This window comes from Comamonas sp. lk (assembly GCF_900564145.1).
GTDB lineage: Bacteria > Pseudomonadota > Gammaproteobacteria > Burkholderiales > Burkholderiaceae_C > Comamonas.
The window spans coordinates 36316-59966 of record NZ_UOOB01000001.1; the positions used below are offsets into that span (position 1 = coordinate 36316).

General features: G+C 63.1%; 19 protein-coding genes. 11 read left to right on the top strand and 8 right to left on the bottom strand.

Going from position 1 to position 23651, the window contains the following annotated elements; genetic code table 11:
• Positions 1–146: 146 nt before the first annotated feature.
• Positions 147–1133: a magnesium/cobalt transporter CorA gene (corA, locus tag EAO39_RS00165; protein ID WP_120965042.1), complete on the top strand. Its 987-nt coding sequence runs from the start codon at positions 147–149 to the stop codon at positions 1131–1133.
• Positions 1134–1261: 128 nt separating this feature from the next.
• Here corA and EAO39_RS00170 read toward each other — a convergent pair whose 3' ends face one another.
• The 5 genes from EAO39_RS00170 to EAO39_RS00190 form a co-directional block, all read right to left on the bottom strand.
• On the bottom strand, positions 1262–2017 hold the full coding sequence (locus EAO39_RS00170; protein ID WP_120965045.1) for a 5'-methylthioadenosine/adenosylhomocysteine nucleosidase: 756 nt from the start codon (positions 2015–2017) through the stop codon (positions 1262–1264).
• A gap of 152 nt (positions 2018–2169) precedes the next feature.
• Positions 2170–3846, bottom strand: a complete 1677-nt coding sequence (locus EAO39_RS00175) for a long-chain-fatty-acid--CoA ligase (protein ID WP_120965048.1) — start codon at positions 3844–3846, stop codon at positions 2170–2172.
• Between the two features lie 197 nt (positions 3847–4043).
• Complete coding sequence (fba, locus tag EAO39_RS00180; protein WP_120965051.1) at positions 4044–5108, bottom strand: class II fructose-bisphosphate aldolase; 1065 nt, start codon at positions 5106–5108, stop codon at positions 4044–4046.
• A gap of 154 nt (positions 5109–5262) precedes the next feature.
• Positions 5263–6630, bottom strand: a complete 1368-nt coding sequence (locus EAO39_RS00185; protein ID WP_120965054.1) for a histidine kinase dimerization/phospho-acceptor domain-containing protein — start codon at positions 6628–6630, stop codon at positions 5263–5265.
• A complete protein-coding gene (locus EAO39_RS00190) occupies positions 6627–7322 on the bottom strand; it encodes a response regulator transcription factor (protein WP_120970507.1) in 696 nt (231 codons plus the stop codon). Before EAO39_RS00190 ends, EAO39_RS00185 begins: the two co-directional genes overlap by 4 nt.
• Positions 7323–7467: 145 nt before the next feature.
• Here EAO39_RS00190 and EAO39_RS00195 point away from each other — a divergent pair, with 145 nt between their 5' ends.
• Positions 7468–8049 (top strand): phosphatase PAP2 family protein, encoded by a 582-nt coding sequence (locus EAO39_RS00195; RefSeq protein WP_120965057.1) that lies wholly within the window; start codon positions 7468–7470, stop codon positions 8047–8049.
• A 61-nt stretch (positions 8050–8110) separates the two neighbouring features.
• A complete protein-coding gene (locus EAO39_RS00200) occupies positions 8111–8848 on the top strand; it encodes a phosphatase PAP2 family protein (RefSeq protein ID WP_120965060.1) in 738 nt (245 codons plus the stop codon).
• A 71-nt stretch (positions 8849–8919) separates the two neighbouring features.
• Here the strand turns inward: EAO39_RS00200 and EAO39_RS00205 are convergent, their stop codons facing one another.
• On the bottom strand, positions 8920–10089 hold the full coding sequence (locus tag EAO39_RS00205; RefSeq protein WP_120965063.1) for an FAD-dependent oxidoreductase: 1170 nt from the start codon (positions 10087–10089) through the stop codon (positions 8920–8922).
• Positions 10090–10147: 58 nt separating this feature from the next.
• Entirely contained in the window at positions 10148–13237 is a 3090-nt protein-coding gene (uvrA, locus tag EAO39_RS00210) for an excinuclease ABC subunit UvrA (RefSeq protein ID WP_240466861.1), read from the bottom strand.
• A gap of 238 nt (positions 13238–13475) precedes the next feature.
• Between uvrA and EAO39_RS00215 the strand changes: the two genes are divergently transcribed.
• The 4 genes from EAO39_RS00215 (at position 13476) to EAO39_RS00230 (ending at position 17635) form a co-directional block, all read left to right on the top strand.
• Positions 13476–14651, top strand: a complete 1176-nt coding sequence (locus EAO39_RS00215; protein WP_120965069.1) for an MFS transporter — start codon at positions 13476–13478, stop codon at positions 14649–14651.
• Positions 14652–14792: 141 nt separating this feature from the next.
• On the top strand, positions 14793–15335 hold the full coding sequence (gene ssb / locus EAO39_RS00220; RefSeq protein WP_120965073.1) for a single-stranded DNA-binding protein: 543 nt from the start codon (positions 14793–14795) through the stop codon (positions 15333–15335).
• Between the two features lie 294 nt (positions 15336–15629).
• Positions 15630–16316, top strand: coding sequence for a response regulator transcription factor (locus tag EAO39_RS00225; protein WP_120965076.1), 687 nt, complete (start codon positions 15630–15632; stop codon positions 16314–16316).
• 110 nt (positions 16317–16426) lie between these two features.
• Positions 16427–17635: a transcriptional regulator gene (locus tag EAO39_RS00230; protein ID WP_120965079.1), complete on the top strand. Its 1209-nt coding sequence runs from the start codon at positions 16427–16429 to the stop codon at positions 17633–17635.
• Here EAO39_RS00230 and mnmA read toward each other — a convergent pair.
• Complete coding sequence (mnmA, locus tag EAO39_RS00235; RefSeq protein ID WP_120965083.1) at positions 17629–18759, bottom strand: tRNA 2-thiouridine(34) synthase MnmA; 1131 nt, start codon at positions 18757–18759, stop codon at positions 17629–17631. The genes EAO39_RS00230 and mnmA overlap by 7 nt on opposite strands.
• Positions 18760–18812: 53 nt before the next feature.
• On the opposite strand from mnmA, the gene EAO39_RS00240 reads away from it, so the two are divergent.
• From EAO39_RS00240 to EAO39_RS00255, 4 genes are all read left to right on the top strand, one after another.
• On the top strand, positions 18813–19751 hold the full coding sequence (locus EAO39_RS00240) for a LysR substrate-binding domain-containing protein (protein WP_120965086.1): 939 nt from the start codon (positions 18813–18815) through the stop codon (positions 19749–19751).
• 201 nt (positions 19752–19952) lie between these two features.
• Entirely contained in the window at positions 19953–21392 is a 1440-nt protein-coding gene (gene tcuA, locus EAO39_RS00245; RefSeq protein ID WP_120970509.1) for an FAD-dependent tricarballylate dehydrogenase TcuA, read from the top strand.
• Between the two features lie 3 nt (positions 21393–21395).
• Positions 21396–22616 (top strand): tricarballylate utilization 4Fe-4S protein TcuB, encoded by a 1221-nt coding sequence (gene tcuB / locus EAO39_RS00250; protein WP_205589328.1) that lies wholly within the window; start codon positions 21396–21398, stop codon positions 22614–22616.
• 48 nt (positions 22617–22664) lie between these two features.
• Positions 22665–23648: a tripartite tricarboxylate transporter substrate binding protein gene (locus EAO39_RS00255; RefSeq protein WP_120965089.1), complete on the top strand. Its 984-nt coding sequence runs from the start codon at positions 22665–22667 to the stop codon at positions 23646–23648.
• Positions 23649–23651 lie beyond the last annotated feature (3 nt).

Consider the following 23651-nt stretch of genomic DNA (forward strand, 5'->3'; position numbering starts at 1 on the left):
CGTAGCATAATCAGCCACTTCTGATTGACGAAAGATCTCCGTGGAAGCCTACCCCAGTTGGTAGCTTTCAACTCCCGGTCGGACTGAGGGGTTGAAAGCGCGCCCCAATCCCTGCAAAAACCGCAAACCACACCGGGAGTGAGCTGATGCTCAACATCTTTACGCTGGCCAATGGCCGTCTGGTTCAGGAAGAAATCGAATCCCTGGCCGATCTTGAGCGCTTTCAGCCCATCTGGGTCGATCTGGAGTCGCCCACCCTCGAAGAAAAACGCTGGATCAAGCAGCACTACGAATTGTCCATCCCCGAAGATGCGATGGACGACGACATCGAGGAATCGGCCCGCTTTTACGAAGAAGACAACGGCGATCTGCACATCCGCAGCGACTTCTTGATCGACGATATCGAAGACCCGCGCTCGGTGCGCGTGGCCTTCATCATCAATCAGCACAACAAAAATCTGCGCAGCTGCGGCGTGCTGTTCTCGATTCACGATGAAGACGTACCCGTGTTCCGCCTGCTGCGCATGCGGGCACGCCGCGCGCCTGGCCTGATCGACGAAGCCAAGGATGTGCTGCTCAAGCTGTTCGACGCCGATGCCGAATACTCGGCCGATACGCTGGAACGCATTTACGACGATCTGGAAAAGGTCAGCCAGCAGGTGTTGTCCGGCGATGTGACCGACGAGGCCGCCAAGGACGTGCTGGGCGCCATTGCCCGCCAGGAAGACTTGAACGGCCGCATTCGCCGCAACGTGATGGATACGCGCCGCGCCGTGAGCTTCATGATGCGCTCCAAGATGCTCAATGCCGAGCAGTTCGAGGAAGCGCGCCAGATTCTGCGCGACATCGAGTCGCTGGACAGCCACACGGCGTTTCTCTTCGACAAGATCAACTTCTTGATGGATGCCACCGTCGGTTTCATCAACATCAACCAGAACAAGATCATCAAGATCTTCTCCGTGGCCAGTGTGGCCCTGCTGCCGCCCACGCTGATCGCCAGCGTCTACGGCATGAACTTCAAACTCATGCCCGAGCTGGAATGGCAGTACGGCTATCCCTATGTCATAGGGCTGATGATTGCCAGCGCCCTCGGGCCCATGCTCTATTTCCGCAAGCGCGGCTGGCTGAAATAAGCCCGCATTCGCATCAAGGTTCGCTATCAAAGAGCAAGCATCAGGCGCTTGCTCTTTTTTATTTTCAGATCGAATTTCATCTGAAATGCTCTGAGCGTAAGCACTATCAGCTTCTCATTTCATAGCATTCAAAGCAGCTCGCACAGCCGGGGAAGAATGCTGCAAGCGTAGTTGCGGGCAATTTTCTGCACAAAGGCCGGAAAGTCCACATGGGCCGTGTCGTCGGCCTTGTCCGAGATGCTGCGCATGGCGGCAAAGGCCAGGCCGTAATCGGCACAGACCTGGGCGATGGCCGCGCCCTCCATCTCCACGGCCAGCGCCCCATGGCCTGCGGTGAGCAGGTTGGCGCGCAGCGCAGCCGACTCTGCCGCACCGCTGACAAAGCGGTCACCGCTGGCCACCAGCCCCTGGTGCAGCTGCGGCGCGTCCAGCCCCATGGATGCCGCCCAGGCCGCAGCCGGCCCGGCCAGACATTCGGCCGTGGCCTGCGCCAGCAGCTGGCTCAGCGGCGCATCGCAGGCCAGCACCGAGCGGCCGTAGCCTGGCAGCTCAAAGCGCGGGAACAGCGGCGAGGCATCCATATCGTGCTGCACATAGTGGCTGGCCACCACCACATCGCCCACCTTCACCGACTGCGCCAGCGCGCCGGCCACGCCGGTAAACACAATGGCCTGCGCGCCAAAGCGCTCTATCAAGGCCGTGGCCGTGGTGGCTGCGGCCACCTTGCCGATACCGGACAGGGCGCAAACCACGGGCCGACCATGCAGTGTTCCGCGCCAGAACACCCGACCAGCGTGTGCCATGCGCTCCTGATCGGCAAGCATGTGCACCAGACCCTCTTGTTCTTCGGGCAGGGCGCTAAGGATGGCCAAAGTGGTTGTCATGGGCGTGATTTCAAGCCAGCAAAAACGGCCCTATCGGCCGCTTGCTCGTGGGAAAAATAAGAAGCCGCCATTGTGCCTTTAGAACGCATAAAAAAAGGGCACCGAAGTGCCCTGTGAATAAGCCTTGGAAGACCTAGATGAAAACGGAAGGTTCAGGCGTCGCGCAGCTCTCTGCGCAAGATCTTGCCCACGGGTGTCTTGGGCAGCTCGCTGCGGAACACGATGTGGCGCGGGCGCTTGTAGCCCGTGAGATTGGCCTGACAGAAATCGCGCACCGCCTGCTCGGTCAGCGATGCGTCTTTCTTGACGATGACCAGCTTGATGGCTTCGCCCGATTTCTCATCGGGCACGCCGACCACGGCGCATTCCAGCACGCCGGGGCAGTTGGAGACCACGTCTTCCACCTCGTTGGGATAGACGTTGAAGCCGCTGACGATGACCATGTCTTTCTTGCGGTCCACGATCTTGACGTAGCCGCGCGCATCCATGGTGCCTATGTCGCCGGTGAGAAAGTAGCCGTCGGCCGTCATGCTCTTGGCGGTTTCATCGGGGCGCTGCCAGTAGCCGGCCATGACCTGCGGGCCCCGCACGCCGATCTCGCCGGGTTGACCGGGCTCGTTCACCTCCTGGCCGTCGCCGCCGAACAGCTTCACATACGTGCTGGGCAGGGGCAGACCTATGGTGCCGGAGAAGGCCTTGGCGTTGACCGGATTGCAGGTCACCGAAGGGCTGGTTTCCGACAGGCCGTAGCCTTCACAGATGGGACAACCGGTTTTCTTGAGCCACAGCTCGGCCACCGCGCTTTGCACCGCCATGCCGCCGCCCACCGAAACCTTGAGATGGCTCCAGTCCACGGTACCGAAATCCGGGTGATTGGCCAGACCGTTGAACAGCGTGTTCACGGCCGGCAGGCTGTGAAATCGGTGCTTGGACAGCTCCTTGAGCGTGGCTTTGAGATCGCGCGGATTGGGAATCAGCACCGTCTTGCCGCCCGTGCGCATGGACAGCATCATGTTCACCGTGAAAGCGAAGATGTGATACAGCGGCAGGGCGCAGATGCTGGTGGGCTGCTCGCCGGCCGGCACCTGTTTCATCACCGGATCATTCCAGGCTTCGGACTGCAGCACGTTGGCAATGATGTTGCTGTGCAGCAGCACCGCGCCCTTGCTCACGCCCGTGGTGCCGCCCGTGTATTGCAGCAGCGCCATATCGCCCGGTTGGATGGAAGGCGCCGTGAATGGCGCACCGCGCCCCCTGGACAAGGCCGTGTTGAAGCGCACGGCGCCGGGCAGGCTGAAGGCGGGCACCATCTTCTTGACCGAGCGCACCACATAGTTGACCAGCGCCCCCTTGAGCAGGCCTAACTCGTCGCCCATGGCGCAGAGCACGATGTGCTCGATGGCGCTGCCGTGCATGCCGTCCTGCAGCGTCTTGGCAAAGTTCTCGATGATGACGATGGCCTTGGCGCCCGAATCCTTGAGCTGGTGCTCCAGCTCGCGCGCCGTGTACAGCGGGTTGACGTTGACCACCACAAAACCGGCCCGCAGCACCGCCGCCACGGCTACCGGGTACTGGGGCATATTGGGCATCATCAGCGCCACGCGGTCGCCTTGTTGCAGGCCCAGGCCTTGCAGATAGGCCGCAAAAGCGCGGCTTTGTGCATCGACCTGCGCAAAAGTCAGCTCCTTGCCCATGAAGGAGTACGCCACCTTGTCCGCGTGCTTGGCAAAAGCCTCCTCCATCAAGGCCACCAGCGAAGGGTATTGCGAGGCATCGATGTCTGCAGGAACTCCCTCTGGGTAGGCGGCTAGCCAAGAACGCTCACTCATGCTGCTTGTCTCCTGAATTTTTATGGCTCGATCAAGGCATTCTCATAAAAAGCACGGTCGTTCGATACTGTAGTAACCCTAGGGCAAGTCTCTAGCCCAGACAACAAAAAACCCGCAGGACATACCTTGCGGGTTTTGAGTGTTTTGAAGCTGCAGCGCTTGATGATCAAGCGCCAAAAGCTATCAAAAACGCAGTCTTACTTGACCAGCTGAGCCAGTTCGCCAGCGGCGTACTTCTTGGCCATCTGCTCCAGGCTGTAGCCCTTGATCTTGCCGCCCTGGCCTTCGCAACCGAATTCCATGTAACGGGCCTTGCACACCAGCTTGGCGGCTTCACGGGCTGGCTTGAGCCATTCGCGGGCGTCGAACTTTTCGGGGTTCTCAAACAGAAACTTGCGCACGGCGCCGGTCATGGCCAGACGGATGTCGGTGTCGATGTTGATCTTGCGCACGCCGAACTTGATGGCTTCCTGGATTTCTTCCACGGGCACGCCGTAGGTTTCCTTCATCTTGCCACCGTACTGGTTGATGATGGCCAGCAGTTCCTGGGGCACGGAGGAGGAGCCATGCATCACCAGATGGGTGTTGGGGATGCGGGCGTGGATTTCCTTGACGCGGGAAATCGCCAGGATGTCGCCTGTGGGCTTGCGGCTGAACTTGTAGGCGCCATGGCTGGTGCCGATGGCGATCGCCAGGGCGTCCAGCTGAGTGGCCTTGACGAAGACAGCAGCTTCTTCGGGGTCGGTCAGCATCTGGCTGTGGTCCAGCTTGCCTTCGGCGCCCACGCCGTCTTCTTCGCCGGCTTCACCGGTTTCCAGGTTGCCCAGGCAGCCCAGTTCGCCTTCCACGGTGGCGCCAATCTTGTGCGCCATGGCCACAACCTTCTGGGTCACGTCCACGTTGTAGTCGAAGGACGAAGGCGTCTTGCCGTCACCCATCAGCGAGCCGTCCATCATCACCGAGCCGAAGCCCAGGTTCAGCGCGCCCTGGCAGATGTCGGGCGTGGTGCCGTGATCCTGGTGCATGACCAGGGGGATGTGGGGGTACATCTCGGCAGCGGCCTGGATCAGGTGCTTGATGAAGGGCTCACCGGCGTACTTGCGGGCACCGGCGCTGGCTTGCAGGATCACGGGCGCGCCGACTTCGTCAGCCGCCGACATCACGGCCTGGACTTGTTCCAGGTTGTTCACGTTGAAGGCGGGAATGCCATAGCCGTTTTCAGCAGCATGGTCCAGCATTTCGCGCATCGAGATCAAAGGCATGGTGGGTTCCGTTCAAAGTTTTGAGAGGCAACGCCCCTGCCGATGCATGTCTGGCGCCCAGCTGGCACCTGAAGGTGCAAGCCTGCGCAGCCGCTGCGGCCTGGGGGAAAAAATCGACGGCTACCTTTAGGTAACCGCTTAGTAACCGGCGATTTTAACCGGCTGCCGGAATTTCCATGCGATAGCAGGTGGTGAAGCCGTAAGGAGCCGCAGCCGGCCGCATCCCCCCCCCGTGGGCCTGCATGACACGGGCCACGATTTCATGACCCAGATGCAGGCTGTCCACGGGCGCTGGCGCGGCCTGGCCGCCGGCCCGACGGCCGTCGTCGCAGACCTGCAGCCAAACCGTGCCGGTCTCTGCATCCACGCCGCCCTGGATTTCTATGCGCGTGCCCTCGGGCGTGTGCTTGATGGCGTTTTCCACCAGATTGCGCAAGGCCAGCTCCAGCAGCACGGCATTGCCCATGACAGCCAAGGCCTCTGGCGCTTCAATGGCCAGCGTGTCCTGGCGGCTCCAGGCGCTTTGGGCCTGGCCGGCCGCCACATCGCGGGCCACGGCCAACCAGTCCACGGCCTGGGCCGGTACGTCCAGCATGGTTCGGCCGGCGCGGGCCAGCGCCAGCAGCTGATCGAGCACATGGCCGGCATGCAAAGCGTCCTTGCCTATGCGCTGCAAGGCATTGCGCACGGCCACGTCATCCACCGCGCCCTGGGCCGCCGAGCGCAGGGACTGGGCCTGCAGCACGATGGAAGCCAGCGGGGTGCGCAGCTCGTGGGCCACTTCATTGGCCAGATTGCGCTCACGCTCCAACGCCGCCTGCTGCCGGTCCAGCAAGGTGTTGATGGAGCTGACCATGGGCGCCAGTTCGCGCAGCACATGGGTATCGGAGATGCGCTGGGCCTGGCTCAGATCCAGTTGTTCCACCTCGTGCGAGAGCGCATTCAGGGGCCGCAAACCCCGGCGCAAAGCCATGCCCAGCACCAGCACCACCACCGGTAGCAGCCAAATGCCAGGCTCCACCATCTGCATGGCAATGTCGTCGGCCAGAGCATCGCGCTCAGGCAGGGCAATCATCACCGTGACCTTGGCTTTGCGGTCGGCACTCCATTGGGTGAAGCTGCGCCAGGCCGTATGCCCGTCCAGCTTGAGCGTGGCAAAGCCCTGTTCGATATCAAATGCTGGCAAGGGCGCCGCGCCGGTGCGCGAGATCAGCACGCCTTGGGCATTCCACAAGGCCACGCTCAGCGACTCCTGATAGTCGTGCGCCTTCAGGCCCGGCGGCCGTTGCACGACCGTGGCCTCACCCGGCGGCACATCGCCGTTCACATGCCAGTTCAGCGTCAATGTCGCCACGCTGGCCAGATGGCCGTCGGTCAGCTCATCGGCCTCCTGCACCCCCGTCAGATAGCCCCAGCCCACAAAACTGCCCCAGACCAGGGCCAGCGCGCCCAGCATCCAGGCCAGCAGATGCAGCTGCAGCGAAGGCAGGCGCCGGGCCGGCGGCGGCAACGGGCGGCTCATGCCGGCTCCTGCGGCAGAAAATAGCCCACGCCGCGCATGGTGACGATGAGCTTGGCCCCCAGCTTCTTGCGCAAATGGTGCACATAGACCTCCACGGCATTGCTCTCCACCGCATCGCCCCAGCTATAGAGATGCTCTTCGATCTGCTGGCGCGACAGCACCCGCCCGCGCGCCTGCAGCAGCGCCCAGAGCACGGCAAATTCACGCGGGGAAACCTCCACCAGCTGCCCTTGCTGGCGAATGGTGCGCTGAGCCGGGTCGATCTCCAGATCGCCATGGCGGATCACCGGCGAGGCCTGGCCCACCACGCGGCGCAGCATGGCGCGCAAACGCGCTTCCAGCTCGTCCATGTCGAAGGGCTTGACCAGATAATCGTCCGCGCCCAGGTTCAGCCCTGCCACACGCTCATGCACCTGATCGCGGGCCGTCAGAATCAGCACCGGCGTGGCCGCATCAGGCAGGGCCGGCGCACCGGGCCTGGCGGTCTGCGCACGCAATCGGCTCACAATGGCGCTGCCGTCCCCATCGGGCAGGCCCAGATCCAGCAGCACCGCATCAAAGCGCTCCGTACTCAGCGCATGCCAGGCATCGGCCACGCAGGTACAGACGTCCACGGCGTAACCGCGCTGGCGCAGGTTCAGCTGCAGGCCCGACGCAATGCCTTCGTTGTCTTCGACCACAAGTATTCGCATGCCGGCATTGTCCATGACCGCCATGGCTGCACGCCGCATCAAAACCCACGGCTCTCTGGCCATCAAACTTTGCTGGCGGCGTGGATATGAAAAGCTATAGCATGCAGCCCAGTCACTACTTTGGCTTCTGGCCGGTGCATGCCCCATGTTCTCCTTTGATCCCGCTCTGTATGCACTGGTCAACGCCAATGCCCAGACCCCGCTGCTGAGTATCGAAACCGCCCGCTTCATCTCCGGCTGGGTCCCCAATCTCAGTCTCATCGTGGTGGCCCTGGGCTTTGTGCGCGGCTCGCCGGCCATGCGCCGCAGCCTGGTGCTGCTGCTGATGTCCATGGCCATTGCCTGGTGTATTGCCAGGCTGATCCGCTGGGGCTTTCCCACGCCCCGCCCCGCCCAGCTGAATATGGGCATGCAATGGCTGCAGCACGGCGGCCGGGCCAGCTTTCCCAGCATGCATGCCAGCGGCGCCTTTGCACTGGCCATGGCCGTGAGCCTGGGCAGCATGCGCCATCGCACCACTCTGGTCGCCTTTGCCTGGATGGCTGCCCTGGCCATGGCCTGGAGCCGCGTGCACCTGGGCGTGCATTTCCCCTCGGACGTCATAGGCGGTGCACTGGTAGGCATTTGCGGCGCTTATCTGGCCTGGTGGCTGCTGCTTGGCATACGCAAGCAGCGCGGCCTGCGCTGGAGCCGTCTGCGCCTGCGCTTTGGCCTGCAGCCGCGCTGACCCTTGCGCCCATCGGCCTGGCTTAAGACGGAGTTAAGCCGGGCTTTCTAAGGTGCGCAGCATGACGTCTGCGCCCCCTTCTCCGGTTTCTACACCCTCCCCCGCCTTTTTCTCATCGCTGTGCTGGACTCTGCTGGCCCTGGCCTGCGTGATTGCCTGGGATGCCAGCGGCTTCGACATGCCTGTGGCCCGCTGGTTTGGCAGCAGCCAGGGCTTTGCCCTCCAGTCGAACTGGTTCATGGTCCACATCGCACATGAAGGTGCCCGCATGCTGGCCTGGGTGATCGTGCTGGGGCTGACCCTGTGCATCTGGTGGCCCGCGGGGCTGATGCGCCGCCTGCCCTATTCGCGCCGAGTTCAGCTGGTGGTGTCGATCCTGGTGTCCCTGGTGGTGATGGCGCTGATGAAACGCTTCAGCGCCACCAGCTGCCCCTGGGATCTGGCCGATTTCGGCGGCGTGGGCCACTATGTCTCGCACTGGGCCTGGGGCACCCACGATGGCGGCGGCGGGCACTGCTTTCCTGCAGGCCATGCCTCGGCTGGCTTTGGCTTTATCAGCGGATATTTCGTGCTGCGCCACCACCAGCCGCGCGCCGCACGCATCTGGCTGCTGGCGGCACTGGTCGCCGGTTTTGCCCTGGGCTGGGCCCAGCAGATGCGCGGCGCGCATTTCATGAGCCATACCTTGTGGACAGCCTGGCTGTGCTGGACTTCAGCCTGGCTCTGCGATCTGGCGGCCACCGCCCACATAGGCCGTCGCCAGCATGCCGGCGCAGGCTGGCAGCAAGCCGAAATCTAGAGAAAACAGCAGCCAGCGCTTATCCAGCATGCGCTTGGCGCTATGCATCTGGAAGCGCCAAGCCTCGACGCTCAGCCTTGGCTGCGCTGGCAACGGGCCGGCGTCACCGCCGCCACATTGACTTTTTGCTGGACCAGCGTGGGATGCAGAGACTCGCCCAGCAGCAGGTTGCGGGCTAGCAAGCTGTAGCCTGCAGCGCTTTGAATGCCGTAGCCGCCTTGTGCGGCGACCCAGAAAAAGCCGGCTACCGGCGTGGGCGAGCCGTCCCAGCCGATCACCAGCTCGCCATCTTCCACAAAAGAGCGCAGACCCGCCCAGGTGTGCGAGGGGCGGCGAATCTGCAGCGTGGTGCATTCCTCTATGCGGTAAATGCCGGTGGCAATGTCCAGCTCTTCGGGCACCACGTCGTGGGGCTCCACCGGGTCAGCATTGGCCGGCGAACCCAGCAGCTGGCCGGCATCGGGCTTGATATACCAGGCCTCGTCGGCGCTGATGATGGCCGGCCAGTGCGTGGCGTCCATGCCTTCGGGGGCCGCAAAGGTAAAAGCGCTGCGGCGCTTGGGCGTGAGGCCTATGGGCGCAGCACCGGCCATCCGGGCCAGCACATCGGCCCAGGCCCCGGCGGCATTGATCACCACCCTGGCCTGGATCTGCCGGCCGTCAGCCAGGGCGATCTGCCAGACCTCATTGACCCGCACCAGACTCTGCACCTCGGCGTTGCACCACAACTGGCCGCCGTGCTGGCGCAGGCCGCGCAGAAAGCCCTGATGCAGGCCGTGCACATCGATATCGCGCGCGCCCTGGTCCAGAAAACCATCGACCAGCACCTCGGTATTGAGGCAAGGCACCATGGCCTTGAGCTGCCCGGCATCGAGACGCTGGGCAGAGGGCGAATGAACGACGGCTTCGGCATAAGCGCTGTCGATCAGCGCTTGTTGCTCGGCCGTGCCCACATAGAGCACGCCGCGCGGCGTGAGTATGGGGGCCTGTGCAAAACCGGCAGGCGGAGCATCGTAGAAAGCGCGGCTGGCGCGCGTCAGCGCCTGCACCTGGGCGGGGCCGTAATGCTCTTCATACAGAGCGGCAGAGCGGCCCGTCGTGTGATAGCCGGGCTGGGACTCGCGCTCCAGCACCAGCACCCTGGAGGCAGCAGCCTCGCCCGCTTGCACCAGCTGCCAGGCCACCGAGCTGCCGGCCATTCCGGCACCGACCACGACAAAATCCCAAATATCCTGTTCCATCTCAAGCTCCAGAGCGTCTTGCACTATTGATTCCATAGCTATCAGCGCTTATTGCAGTTCAGTCTTCGGCCAATTTCATCTTGGATTTTGCAGCCGTCTTGCGCGCCCCGGCCTTGGCTGCCTTGTCCAGATAGGGCTTGAGATAGCGCCCGGTAAAGCTGGCGGGATTGGCCGCCACGTCCTCGGGCGTGCCTACCGCCACCACTTGGCCGCCGCCGGAGCCGCCTTCGGGCCCCATGTCGATCAGCCAGTCGGCCGTCTTGATCACATCGAGGTTGTGCTCGATCACCACAATGGTGTTGCCCGCATCGCGCAGCTGGTGCAGCACCTTGAGCAGCAAATCGATGTCGGCAAAGTGCAGGCCGGTGGTGGGTTCGTCCAGGATGTAGAGCGTGCGGCCGGTGTCGCGCTTGGACAGCTCCTGCGCCAGCTTGACGCGCTGCGCCTCGCCGCCCGACAAGGTGGTGGCACTCTGGCCCAGACGGATATAGGACAGGCCCACATCCAGCAGCGTCTGCAGCTTACGCGCAATGGAAGGCACGTCCTTGAAGAAGGCGTGGGCATCCTCCACCGTCATCTCCAGGATATGGGAGATGTTCCGCCCCTTCCACAGCACTTCCAGCGTTTCGCGGTTGTAGCGCTGGCCGTGGCAGATGTCGCAAGGCACGTAGACGTCGGGCAGAAAGTGCATTTCCACCTTCACCACACCATCGCCCTGGCAGGCCTCGCAGCGGCCGCCGGCCACGTTGAAGCTGAAACGCCCGGGGCCGTAACCGCGCTCCTTGGCAGTATTGGTCTCGGCCATCAGCTCGCGGATCGGCGTGAACAGGCCGGTATAGGTGGCCGGATTGCTGCGCGGCGTGCGGCCGATCGGGGATTGATCGACATTGATGACCTTGTCGAAATAGGTCATGCCGATGATGTCGTCATGGGCCGCCGACTCGTCGCTGGCGCGGTAAAGCTGGCGCGCCACTTCGGCATACAGCGTGTCGTTGACCAGCGTGGATTTGCCCGAGCCGGAAACCCCGGTCACGCAGGTGAACAGGCCCACGGGAAATTCCACCGTCACATTCTGGAGGTTGTGGCCACAGGCTCCCACCACACGCAAGGCTTGCAGATCGGAATGCGCCTGGTCTTCGGCCGCACGCTTTTGCGCGGCACTGACGGGAAACAGCGAAGCCTTGCCCTTGCCGGTCTCGGGCTCCGTGCTTTTGCGCACCGCCGGTTGCCAGGGCATGCGACGCTGGGGCACGGGAATGCTCTGGACCCCGGAGAGATAGCGGCCCGTCGGCGAATCGGGGTTGGCCTTGACCTCCTCATACGTGCCCTGGGCCATGATGCGGCCGCCATGCACGCCGGCACCCGGGCCCATGTCGATGACCTGATCGGCCGCGCGCATCATGTCCTCGTCGTGCTCGACCACGATCACGCTGTTGCCTATATTGCGCAGGTGCTCCAGCGTGGCAATCAGCTTGTCGTTGTCGCGCTGGTGCAGACCGATGGAGGGTTCATCGAGCACATACATCACGCCCGTCAGGCCCGAGCCAATTTGCGATGCCAGACGAATGCGCTGGGCCTCGCCGCCGGAGAGCGTATCGGCACTGCGCCCCAGGCTCAGATACGACAGGCCCACGTCGTTGAGGAACAGCAGGCGCGAGGCAATCTCGCGCACCACCTTGCTGGCGATCTCGGCCTTGGCGCCGCTCAGGTTCAAGGTCTTGCACCAGTCCAGCGCCTCGCTCAGGGTGGCATGGCTGATTTGATAGATCGCCCGGGCTTGATCGCCCTCGCCCACGCGCACAAAGCGGGCCTCGCGGCGAAGGCGCGTGCCTTCGCATTCGGGGCATTTGCGGATGGTGCGCAGCTTGGCCAGATCGTCACGCACGACGCTGGATTCGGTTTCGCGAAAGCGGCGCTTGATATTGGGGATGATGCCTTCGAACGGATGGCTCTTGATAAAGGCTTCGCCCTTGCGCTGGCCGCTCTCAAAAACATAGTTGAAGGCCATGGCCTCCTCGCCCGAGCCCCATAGGATGATGTGGCGCACGTTATCAGGCAGCTCGTCAAACGGGGTTTCGGTGCTCACGCCGTAGTGCTTGGCCACGCTTTCCAGCATGGAGAAGTAGTAGTTGTTGCGCTTGTCCCAGCCTTTGATGGCACCGCTGGCCAGGCTCAGCGTAGGGAAGGGCACGACGCGGTCTGGGTCAAAGTCTTCGCTGTTGCCCAGACCATCGCAGGCTTGGCAGGCGCCCATGGGCGAATTGAAGGAAAAGATGCGCGGCTCCAGCTCGGGCAGGGAGTAGTCGCACAGGGGGCAGGCGAACTTGGCGCTGAACAAATGCTCTTTGCCGCTGTCCATCTCCAGCGCAATCACCCGGCCGCCGGCATCATTGCCGCCCGCGCGCAAAGCAGCCTCGAAGCTTTCGGCCAGGCGTTGCTTGACGTCTTCGCGCACCTTGAGGCGGTCGATCACCACATCGATGTTGTGGCGCTCGTTCTTTTCCAGCTTGGGCAGAGACTGGGCGTCGTAAATCTGCCCGTCAATGCGAAAGCGCACATAGCCCTGGGCCTGCAGCTGCACGAAGAGTTCGGCGAATTCGCCTTTTTTCTCGCGCGCCAGCGGGCCCAGCACCATGAGCTTGGTGTCCTCGGGCAGCGCCAGCACGCTGTCGACCATCTGGCTGATGGTCTGCGATTGCAGCGGCAGATTGTGGTCGGGGCAGAAAGGCGTACCGGCGCGGGCGTAGAGCAGGCGCAGATAGTCGTTGATCTCGGTCACCGTACCCACGGTGGAGCGCGGATTGTGACTGGTGGCTTTTTGCTCGATGGAGATGGCCGGCGACAGGCCTTCGATCAGATCGACATCGGGCTTGTCCAGCCGCCCCAGAAACTGGCGCGCATAGGCCGAGAGGCTTTCCACATAACGCCGCTGACCCTCTGCATACAAGGTGTCAAAAGCCAGGCTGGACTTGCCCGAGCCGGACAGACCCGTGATCACCACCAGCTGATTGCGGGGGATATCCAGGTCGATGTTCTTGAGGTTGTGTGTGCGCGCACCTCGGATGGCAATGCGCGTTTGCGCCAATGAGCGGCCCAGATAGAGGCTGTCATCTTGGTCTACAGGGTGCGAATCAGGCTTCACGGACACAGGCGCTCCAGGCGGCAGAAAACTCTCCATGATAGTCAGACAGGGCTTTGTCTGGCGAGCTTTCCCAGGTTCACGGACAATCTGCGGTTCTATTTGCCCCCACCCAACCCATGACCGTGCCACGGTGTTTGAGTTAATGTGGGCGCAAGAAATTGACTCTTGACAAAATTTGAGCGTGAAAAGAATCCAAACCTCCCCGAATGCGGGCACGCAGGGCGTAGACAAATCCTCTTCCACCATGACGCAACAAGAGCGCCGCGCAAGCGGTGCCCTGGCGCTGATTTTTGCGCTGCGCATGCTGGGTCTGTTCCTGGTCCTGCCTGTTTTTGCGCTGGAAGCGCGCAAATACCCTGGGGGTGACGACCCCGCCATGGTCGGCCTGGCCATGGGCCTGTACGGCCTGACCCAGGCGGTGTTTCAGCTGCCGCTGGGGCTGGCCTCCGACCGTTTCGGCCGCAAGCGCGTCATCGTGGCCGGACTGTTCGTCTTCGCTGCGGGCAGCCTGCTGGCCGCCATGGCCGACTCCTTGACCGGCCTGATGTTGGGCCGCGGCCTGCAGGGCGCGGGCGCAGTCTCTGCCGCCGTCACCGCCTTGCTGGCCGATCTGACCCGTGATGGCGTACGCACCAAGGCCATGGCCCTGGTGGGCGGCAGCATAGGCCTGATGTTTGCGCTGGCCCTGGTGCTGGCACCGCTGCTGAGCGCCTGGGTAGGCCTGTCCGGCATTTTCGGCCTGACCTGCGCTCTGGCTCTGGCCGGCGTGGCCGTGGTGCTCTGGGTGGTTCCGCCCGAGCCCAAGCAGCATGCCAATGCGCCCAAGGGCAAATTCAGCGACCTGCTGCGCCATACCGACTTGCTGCGCCTGAACTTTGGCGTGTTCATTCTGCATACCGTGCAGATGTCCATGTGGGTGGCCGTGCCCGCCATGCTGGTCCAGGCCGGCGTGGTCAAGCAGGAACACTGGCATATCTACCTGCCCGCCGTGGTGCTGTCGTTCTTCGCCATGGGCGCGCTGTTTTCCATGGAGCGCAAGGGCAAGCTGCGCACGGCACTGCTCGCCGCCATTGCGCTGGTGCTGATGGTGCAGATAGGCCTGGGCATGCTGGCGGCCAGCGGCACCATCCCCACCGTCTGGTGCATGGCGCTGCTGATGTTTCTGTTCTTTTGCGGCTTCAACGCGCTGGAAGCCACCCAACCCAGTCTGGTCTCGCGCATGGCGCCCGCACCGCTGCGCGGAGCCGCCCTCGGCGCTTACAACACGCTGCAGTCTCTGGGTCTGTTTGCCGGCGGCGCCATTGGCGGTGCCATCGCAAAATGGGCAGGAGCCCCGGGTCTGTTTGCCCTGACCTCGGTACTGGTGCTGCTGTGGCTGATCGTGAGCTGGCCGCTGCGCCCTGTAGGACGCCATGGCTGAGAGCATGTTTGCGCTCTCTACCCCTGCCGCCACCTAGGGAAATCTCGTATTCGGGCGCCACCGCTTGGGGCAAAATGGCGCTCTTCATTGGCTCGGGAACCTTCTTAATTGCCCGGGCCACAATTTGTAAAGGCAATATCTATGGCATCCGTCAACAAAGTCATCATCGTCGGCAATCTGGGTAAAGACCCCGAAATGCGCACCTTCCCCAGCGGCGACCAGGTGGCCAATGTGACCATCGCCACGACCGACCGCTGGCGCGACAAGAACACCGGCGAGAACCGTGAAGTTACGGAATGGCACCGCGTGACCTTCAACGGCCGCCTCGCCGAAATCGCAGGCCAGTACCTGCGCAAGGGCAGCCAGGTCTATGTGGAAGGCAGCCTGCGCACCCGCAAGTGGACCGACCAGGCCACCGGCCAGGAACGCTACGCTACCGAAATCCGCGCCGACACCATGCAGATGCTGGGCAGCCGCCAAGGCGGTGGCCAGCCACAAGGTGGCGGCTATGGTGACGAAGGCTATGGCGAAAGCAGCTATGAAGCGCCCCGCCGTGCACCTGCTCCCGCCGCCGCACCTCGTCAAGCTCCTCCTGCCGCACGCCCCGCTCCTGCCCCCATGGCTCCTCCGCCACAGCGCGCAGCCTCGGGCTTTGACGATATGGACGACGATATTCCGTTCTAAAGCGGATATCGGGCGACAAATCTCTGTCTCCTCCCCCAAAAGCGAAGCCCAGGCTTCGCTTTTTTGTTTTCCGCCGCCACCAGAGTCCGGCCGCGACAAAGAACAGACATCTTCGGTCGAAAACTGTAACAATTCACCAAGGCCGTGAGACCCGCACGTTCGAGTAGCCGCTCGAACCGGCAAGCTCCGCGCGCTCCCCCAGGGTTGCGGCCGTAAATTACCAGTTTTCAGTGATGGGCAAGCCGCGCGATGTCAGGAATAGTCCAGCATCACGCCCTCACCGCAGAAAGTGTCATGCCACCGTTCTCGCACCTGCTCTCGGAATCCATATTGCCCAGCCCCATGATGGTGGTTGAAGACGAGCCCTTGATACGCAAGCGCCTGGAATCAGTGCTTTACAGCCTGGGCTATACCGAGGATGCCCTGGTGTTTGTCGACTCGCTGGCCCAGGCCCGGGCCAGCCTGAAAGAGCATCCGGTGGCCATGGCCCTGGTCGATCTGGGCTTGCCAGACGGCAGCGGCATCGATCTGATTGCCGAGCTGCGGGCTTCAGACCCCGGCATGGGCATTCTGGTCATCTCGGCCTGGAGCACGGAAGACGTCATTCTGGCTTCGCTGCGCGCCGGAGCCAACGGCTATGTGCTCAAGGAACGCGACGACCTGGAAGTGACGCTGTCCATTCGCAGCGTGCTACGCGGCGGCGCGCCGATCGACCCCTTTATTGCCCGCCGCATCATTGCCGAATTGCAGCCGCGCGCAGCCACGCCTCAGGAGCCAGCGCCCGAGGCCGTACTCAGCGCCCGCGAAAGTCAGATCCTCAAGCTGGTGGCCGATGGACTGACCAACCGCGAAATTGCCGAAAACCTTTTTCTGTCGCGCTACACCGTGGAGTGCCACATCAAGAACATCTATCGCAAGCTGGCCGTACCGACCCGAACCAAGGCCGTCAGCGAAGCCCGGGCCCGGGGAATACTCCAGTAAGCGATGCTGCAGATGCAGCCCTGGCCGAAGGCTCGCTGCTGACCGCCAGAACACAGGCGGCCCATGGCATACCATGAACGACTACCGCCTGCAGCAGCAACCGAGCACCCATGCCTATCGTGATCAACGGCCAGCCCCATGAAGACGGGCGTTTTCCACTTCCGCTGACCGACGGTCCGCCCCATATCCTGCGCACCAGCCCGGGACAAGGCAGTCTGGACATAGGCCCCAAAGACCGCTGCCCCAAGGCCGATCTATGGGTCGATGCCCACCAGCTCCTGCGCTGGTCGTGTTTTGACGCTTTTGCCACTCCCGCGGGCTCGCCCTGGCCGCGCCACATTCGCTACACCGGCAGCGATCACGGCTTTTTCGCCTGGTCTGCCGGCCGGCCGATTGAAAATTTCAGCTGGTGGCCGCCGCTTTCGGGCGAGCTGCAGGTGGATGCCCGTGCATCGCGCATCCAGACCCTGGCCATTTATCTGCCGGCCCAGGGCGGTGGCCATTTGACGCTGCATCTGCCGGACGGCGAGAACGCTCCCCCTCTGCAGCTGAGCTTGCAAGGCGATCTGAGCAAGATCACGGTCAAGGGAGAGGCGCCCGGGCATCTGAGCCTGAGCCCGCTGACCAGCAAGCGCAGCAGCGATGCGCCGCTGCAACTGCCCGAGCTTGGCCTGTTGCAGCAGACGAGTTCTCTGGAGTTGCGCAACGGTGCGGGCAAGCAGCCCATCTGCCTACATGGCTTGAAGCAGTTCCCCCATCTCAGCTCGCTGGCGTTGTGGGGCCAGTGCGCGCACCTGGAGTCGCTGGGTTCCCTGACTGAGCTGACGGCGCTGCAACTGCGCTTTATGCCGCAGCTGGGCGGCCTGCCCGCGCTCGATAGCTGGCCGCGCCTGGAGCATTTCATTGCCTACAACGTCGAGGAAGCTGAAGGCAAACGCCTGCGCCAGCAACTCAAGGCCCGCGAGAAGCTGCGCCCGTGGCAGGACTACAGCGCGGTCAGCCAGCTGCGCAAGCCCGAATGGTGGCGCAAGGAATATGGCCGGCCCTTTTCCGGCTGGCCGGCAGCCCGCGCCAAGCTGGCCCATACGGCCTACGATCTGGCAGCAAAGGGCTTGGGCCAGGCACAAGACCTGGAGCAAGCCCAAGCCGCATTGCGCCTATTCACCGCACGCTTCAACAGCGTCAAAGGCATGGAAACCGGCGAGCGCGAAGACCTGGGTGAAGCCGTCTGGCAACTGGCCCAGCTGCCACAGGCGCAAGCCCTGGGTCTTTCCGCTGAGCTGGCCCAGCAATGCTTTGACGAGGCGAGAGATTACTGAGCCTTGTCAGGATCCACCTGGGCAATGATGCCGCCGCCCAGACAGACCTCGCCGTCGTACAGCACGGCCGACTGGCCGGGAGTGACCGCCCATTGCGCCTCGGGAAAGTCCAGTCGAAAGCCCTGGGCCGTGGCTTGCGAAATCAGTGCCGGGGAATCGGGCTGGCGATAGCGGGTCTTGGAGCCATAGGCCTTGCCTTCAGCAGGCGCGTGACCGGCGACCCAGCTGATCTGGTCGGCCACCAGCGCCTGGGACAGCAGCCAGGGGTGATCATGGCCTTGCACCACACGCAGCACGTTCTTGTCCAGATCCTTGCGCGCCACAAACCAGGGTGCGTGATCGCCCGCGCCGCGTGCCGCGCCTTTTTCCTTCACACCGCCAATGCCCAGGCCCGAGCGCTGGCCCAGCGTGTAGAAACTCAGGCCCACATGCTTGCCCAGCTTGCGATTGCGGTCGTCCAGAATGAGGCCGGGTTCCTTGCTGATATAGCGGTTCAGGAAGTCGCGGAAAGGGCGCTCGCCAATAAAGCAGATGCCCGTCGAGTCCTTCTTCTTGGCATTAGGCAGGCCGATTTCCTCGGCAATGCGGCGCACTTCGGTCTTGTGCAGCTCGCCCACCGGAAACATGGCTTTGGACAGCTGGGCCTGGTTCAGCCGGTGCAAAAAGTAGCTCTGATCCTTGCTGTTATCCAGTCCTTTAAGCAGCTCGAACAACTGGGTATCGGGGTTCTGGCGCACGCGCGCATAGTGGCCGGTGGCAATCTTCTCGGCACCCAGGCGCATGGCATGGTCGAGAAATGCCTTGAACTTGATCTCGGCATTGCAAAGCACGTCGGGATTGGGCGTGCGGCCGTTCTGGTACTCGCGCAGAAACTCGGCAAACACGCGATCCTTGTAGTCGGCGGCGAAATTGACGTGCTCGATCTCGATGCCGATCACATCGGCCACGGCAGCCGCGTCCACAAAGTCGATGTTGGACGAGCAAAACTCGCTGTCATCGTCATCTTCCCAATTTTTCATGAAGATGCCGACGACCTCGTGGCCTTGCTGTTTGAGAAGATGGGCGGTGACAGCGGAATCCACACCGCCCGACAAACCCACCACGACACGGTGCTTGTTGCTCATAGGTATGCGATTATCCCAGCGCCCATCAACTGCTGCGGGCGTGAGGATTTGCCATGGAACTGCGCCAGCTGCGCTACTTTGTACGGATTGTTGAACTGGGCTCCATGAGCCGTGCCGCTCTGCATCTAGATATGGTGCAGTCCGCGCTCAGCCAACAGATCAGCCGCCTGGAGTCCGAACTCTCCACCCGATTGCTGCAGCGCACGCCGCGCGGCGTGGTTCCCACCGAGGCGGGTCAGGCTTTTTTCCATGAGGCCCAGCTCACCCTGCGCCATGCCGAGCAAGCCATTCATGCGGCCCAGCAGGCCAGACTCTCAGGGGCGGTCAGCATGGGGCTCTCGCCCACCATTGCCTCGGTGCTGGGCCTGCCTTTGATGCGTGCCATGCGCGAGCGCTATCCCGATGTGCGCCTGCATATGGTGTCCACGCTTTCAGGGCATTTGACCAGTCTGCTCAATGCCAGACAACTGGATCTAGCTATTCTTTTTGATACGCACACGGCCAGACGCTGGAGCGTGATACCCTTACTGGAAGAACAGCTGTTCCTGATCCAGTCGCGCCAGCAACCGGTGGCGCCGCGCATAGAGCATGCCCAGCCCATCAGCCTGGCCCAGCTGCAGCAGGTGCCACTGATCCTGCCTTCCGGCAGCCACGGCCTGCGCAGCTCCGTCATGGCCTCGTTCACCACGGCGGGCTTCCAGTCCCAGATGGCCATGGAAATCGATTCTCTGCCCCTGCTCATGGAGGCTGTGGACGCGGGCATGGGCGCCACCGTCCAGCCCTGGTCGGCCGTCGCCTTGTACAAGGACGCGGCGGAGCGCTTTCAGTGGTCGCAGATTGCCGACGACACCGTCAAGCGCAAGGCCGCGCTATGCAGCCTGTCCGATGACGAACTGTCCCCGGCAGCACTGGCCGCGCGCGTGGTGCTGGTGGACTGCGCACGGCAGCTGGTGAAATCCGGTGCCTGGGTAGGCGCCACGCTTGCAGACTGATACATCACAAATTGTGATACCCCTATACCCTCAGCCGGCTGCACGGCGAAGGCGGCAATCTCTACATTCGCAGGCAACGACCTCCTTCGGGCGCGTCCTGCCTCTGTAAATCAGAGATCAACAGCGGGCACGGCGTGACGGGAGGCGAAGAACTCCCACCCACGTTGAACCGCCATGGACTACGGACCATGGCAGCCCATCATGAAAACTGAAGCCTTTGACACCGATGTGCTCATCATCGGTGGTGGCAACGCCGCTCTGTGCGCCGCGCTGATGGCGCGCGAAGCCGGCCGCCGCGTGCTGCTGCTCGAATCCGCGCCCCGCGAATGGCGCGGCGGCAATTCCGGCCACACCCGCAATTTGCGCTGCATGCACGATGCACCGCAGGATGTGCTGATCGAGGCCTACCCCGAAGACGAGTACTGGCAGGATCTGCTCAAGGTCACGGGCGGTATCACCAACGAGCATCTGGCCCGCATGGTGATTCGCGCCTCCAGCACCTGCCGCAACTGGATGCGCAGGCACGGCGTGCACTTCCAGCCGCCGTTGTCGGGCGCGCTGCATGTGGCGCGCACCAATGCCTTCTTCATGGGTGGCGGCAAGGCGCTGGTGAATGCCTATTTCCGAAGCGCCGAAAAGCTGGGTGTGGAGATTCGCTACGAATCGCCCGTTGATCGACTGGAAATTGAAAACGGCCGCTTCCAGGCCGCGTGGGCCAAGGGTCAGCGCATCACGGCCAAGAGCTGCGTGCTGGCGGCCGGCGGCTTCGAATCCAACCGCGAATGGCTGCGCGAGGCCTGGGGCCAGAACGAGCGCGGCGAATGGCCTTCGGACAACTTTCTGATCCGCGGCACGGCCTTCAACAAGGGCACGCTGCTGCTCCACATGCTCGATGAGCAGGGCGCCGACCGCATAGGCGACCCGACCCAGGCCCATATGGTGGCCATCGACGCCCGCGCCCCGCTGTATGACGGCGGCATCTGCACCCGCATCGACTGCGTCTCGCTGGGCGTGGTGGTCAATCGCGATGCCCAGCGCTTTTATGACGAGGGCGAGGACTTCTGGCCCAAGCGCTATGCCATCTGGGGCCGCCTGGTGGCCCAGCAGCCGGGGCAGATTGCCTACTCCATCATCGACAGCAAGGCCATAGGCCGCTTCATGCCGCCGGTGTTCCCCGGCGTGAAGGCCGATTCCCTGCCCGAGCTGGCGCAGAAGCTGGGCCTAGATGTGGACACCTTCATGGCCACGCTGAATGCCTACAACAGCAGTTGCAAGGTAGGCCACTTTGACCATACGGCGCTGGACGATTGTCATACCGAAGGCCTGGCCCCGGCCAAGACCCACTGGGCGCGTCCGCTGGATACCGGCCCGTTCTACGGCTATGCGCTGCGTCCCGGCGTCACCTTCACCTATCTGGGCTTGAAGGTGGACGACACCGCCGCCGTGCGCTTTGACGATCAGCCCAGCGACAACCTGTTTGTGGCCGGTGAAATGATGGCCGGCAATGTGCTGGGCAAGGGCTATACGGCTGGTGTCGGCATGTCCATAGGCACGGCTTTTGGCCGCATCGCCGGACGCAATGCCGCCCTGGCCGCCGCCGGCAAAGCCGCTATCCATGGCGCCGTAAAGGACGAGGTCTAAATCATGAGCATCCAATCCCTGCAAGAACTGGGCAAGGAAGCCCAGAGCCTGGCCGCCGGCAAGGTCATACCCATCCTCCCCGCGCCCACCGCGACCGGACCCGAAACCGCTGCCGAAAGCGAAGTAGCGCGCCAGATGCAGATCTGCAATGCCTGCCGCTATTGCGAAGGCTTTTGCGCCGTGTTTCCGGCCATGACGCGCCGGCTGGAATTCGGCAAGGCCGATGTGCATTACCTGGCCAACCTCTGCCACAACTGCGGCGCATGCCTGCACGCCTGCCAGTACGCGCCGCCGCATGAATTTGCCATCAACATCCCCAAGGCCATGGCCGAGGTGCGCGGTCAAACCTATGCCGACTACGCCTGGCCGCCGGCTCTGGGCAAGCTGTACCAGAAGAACGGCTTGACGCTGTCGCTGGCACTGGTCGCCGGGCTCTTTTTGTTCCTGGCACTGGCCGTGGCGGCGCAAGGCGGCCTGGGCCAGTTGTGGAACCGCAATCTGGGCAATAACTTCTACAACCTGTTCCCGCACAACCTGCTGGTCAGCATCTTTGCGCCGGTGTTTTTGTTCGTGGTGTTTGCCCTGTTCATGGGCGTGCGCCGCTTCTGGAAGGACGTAAAGCCCGCCACCAGCAATGTGGATGTCAGCGGCCCGGCCGCTGCTGAAGCCACGCACGATGTGCTGCGCCTCAAGTACCTGGACGGCGGCCACGGCGACGGCTGCCACAACGAGGACGACGCATACACCTTGAAGCGCCGCCGCTTTCACCACCTGACTTTCTATGGCTTCATGCTGTGCTTTGCGGCCACGGGGCTGGCGACGATTTACCACTACGTCTTCAAGCTGCCAGCACCTTACGAGCTGCCCAGCCTGCCCAAGATCCTCGGTGCTCTGGGCGGTGTGAGCCTGATGATCGGCACGGCCGGCCTGTGGCAGCTGAACCGCGCCCGCCACCCGCTGCATGGCGACGCGAAGCAAAAGCCCATGGACCTCGGCTTTATCGCCCTGCTGTTTGTGGTGGCCTCCAGCGGTCTGGCGCTGTGGCTGGGCCGCGGTACGCCCGCTCTGGCCTTGCTGCTATGCCTGCACCTGGGCGCCGTGATGGCCTTGTTTGCCACCCTGCCCTACGGCAAGTTTGCCCACGGAGTGTTCCGCACGGCATCGCTTTTGCGCCACAACACCGAAAAACGCCAACCCAGCCCCATAGGCCTGGGTGCGGATTAAAGCAATCAGCCGGACCACCGGCGCCCATCCCGACCAGGAGACATAACCATGATGAACAAACGCTATTTTCTGCGCGCCACGGCCGTGGCCACTTCCATGCTCTGGCTGGGCTCTGCCGCAATGGCAAGCCCCGAGTGGCTGCCCAACAAGCCCGTGACCCTGGTGGTGGGCTTTGCAGCCGGCGGTGCTGCCGATGCGGCGGCACGCATGATTGCCAAAAAGCTAGGCGAGAACATAGGCCAGACCGTGGTAGTGGACAACAAGGGCGGCGCGGGCGGCAATATCGCCCACCAGTTCGTGGCCAAGGCCCCGGCCGACGGCTCGGTACTGCTGTTCGGCTCCATCGGCCCGCTGACGATTGCGCCCCACATCATGAAGGTGGGCTACAACCCCTTCAGCGATCTGGCGCCCATCTCGGGCGGCGTGAACTTTCCCAATGTACTGGTGGTGCACAAGGGCGCGGGCGTGAAGACTCTGGCCGAATTCGTGGCCAAGGCCAAGAAGAGCCCCGGCAGCGTGGACTATGCATCGACAGGCGCAGGCTCGGCCTCGCATCTGGCGGGCGAGCTGTTCAACCAGCGCGCGAGTATTGAAATGGTTCACGTGCCCTACAAGGGCGGCGCGCCGGCCCTGCAGGATTTGCTGGGCGAGCGCGTCACCTCTTACTTTGCCGCTCCTCCCACGGCCTTGCCGCACATCGAATCGGGCAAGCTGATCCCGCTGGCCACCACGGGGCTGACCCGCCCGGCCTATATGCCCAACATCCCCACCGTGGCAGAGGCAGGCTATCCGGGCTTCGAGGCTTTGAACTGGTACGCTTTTGTGGCCCCTGGCAAGACGCCCACCACAGTGCTGGACCGCTGGAATCTGGAAATCGTCAAAGTGCTCAAGGACCCCGGCGTGGCCGAAGCCCTCAAGCAGCACGGCCTGACACCCCAGCCCACCACCCGAGCCGAGTTCGCGGCCTTCATGAAGAAGGAATACGAGCAGTGGGGCAAGGTGGTCAAGGAACGCAAGATCACCCAGAACTAGGGA

Bases quoted from the DNA above. Each gene is read 5' to 3' on its own strand.
- EAO39_RS00190 (WP_120970507.1), bottom strand. From the start codon at position 7,322: ATGCGAATACTTGTGGTCGAAGACAACGAAGGCATTGCGTCGGGCCTG.
- mnmA (WP_120965083.1), bottom strand. From the start codon at position 18,759: ATGAGCAACAAGCACCGTGTCGTGGTGGGTTTGTCGGGCGGTGTGGAT.
- EAO39_RS00230 (WP_120965079.1), top strand. From the start codon at position 16,427: ATGCCTATCGTGATCAACGGCCAGCCCCATGAAGACGGGCGTTTTCCA.
- EAO39_RS00225 (WP_120965076.1), top strand. From the start codon at position 15,630: ATGCCACCGTTCTCGCACCTGCTCTCGGAATCCATATTGCCCAGCCCC.
- EAO39_RS00195 (WP_120965057.1), top strand. From the start codon at position 7,468: ATGTTCTCCTTTGATCCCGCTCTGTATGCACTGGTCAACGCCAATGCC.
- EAO39_RS00205 (WP_120965063.1), bottom strand. From the start codon at position 10,089: ATGGAACAGGATATTTGGGATTTTGTCGTGGTCGGTGCCGGAATGGCC.
- corA (WP_120965042.1), top strand. From the start codon at position 147: ATGCTCAACATCTTTACGCTGGCCAATGGCCGTCTGGTTCAGGAAGAA.
- EAO39_RS00255 (WP_120965089.1), top strand. From the start codon at position 22,665: ATGATGAACAAACGCTATTTTCTGCGCGCCACGGCCGTGGCCACTTCC.
- tcuB (WP_205589328.1), top strand. From the start codon at position 21,396: ATGAGCATCCAATCCCTGCAAGAACTGGGCAAGGAAGCCCAGAGCCTG.
- EAO39_RS00185 (WP_120965054.1), bottom strand. From the start codon at position 6,630: ATGAGCCGCCCGTTGCCGCCGCCGGCCCGGCGCCTGCCTTCGCTGCAG.
- EAO39_RS00200 (WP_120965060.1), top strand. From the start codon at position 8,111: ATGACGTCTGCGCCCCCTTCTCCGGTTTCTACACCCTCCCCCGCCTTT.
- EAO39_RS00170 (WP_120965045.1), bottom strand. From the start codon at position 2,017: ATGACAACCACTTTGGCCATCCTTAGCGCCCTGCCCGAAGAACAAGAG.
- EAO39_RS00215 (WP_120965069.1), top strand. From the start codon at position 13,476: ATGACGCAACAAGAGCGCCGCGCAAGCGGTGCCCTGGCGCTGATTTTT.
- EAO39_RS00240 (WP_120965086.1), top strand. From the start codon at position 18,813: ATGGAACTGCGCCAGCTGCGCTACTTTGTACGGATTGTTGAACTGGGC.
- fba (WP_120965051.1), bottom strand. From the start codon at position 5,108: ATGCCTTTGATCTCGATGCGCGAAATGCTGGACCATGCTGCTGAAAAC.
- EAO39_RS00175 (WP_120965048.1), bottom strand. From the start codon at position 3,846: ATGAGTGAGCGTTCTTGGCTAGCCGCCTACCCAGAGGGAGTTCCTGCA.
- ssb (WP_120965073.1), top strand. From the start codon at position 14,793: ATGGCATCCGTCAACAAAGTCATCATCGTCGGCAATCTGGGTAAAGAC.
- tcuA (WP_120970509.1), top strand. From the start codon at position 19,953: ATGAAAACTGAAGCCTTTGACACCGATGTGCTCATCATCGGTGGTGGC.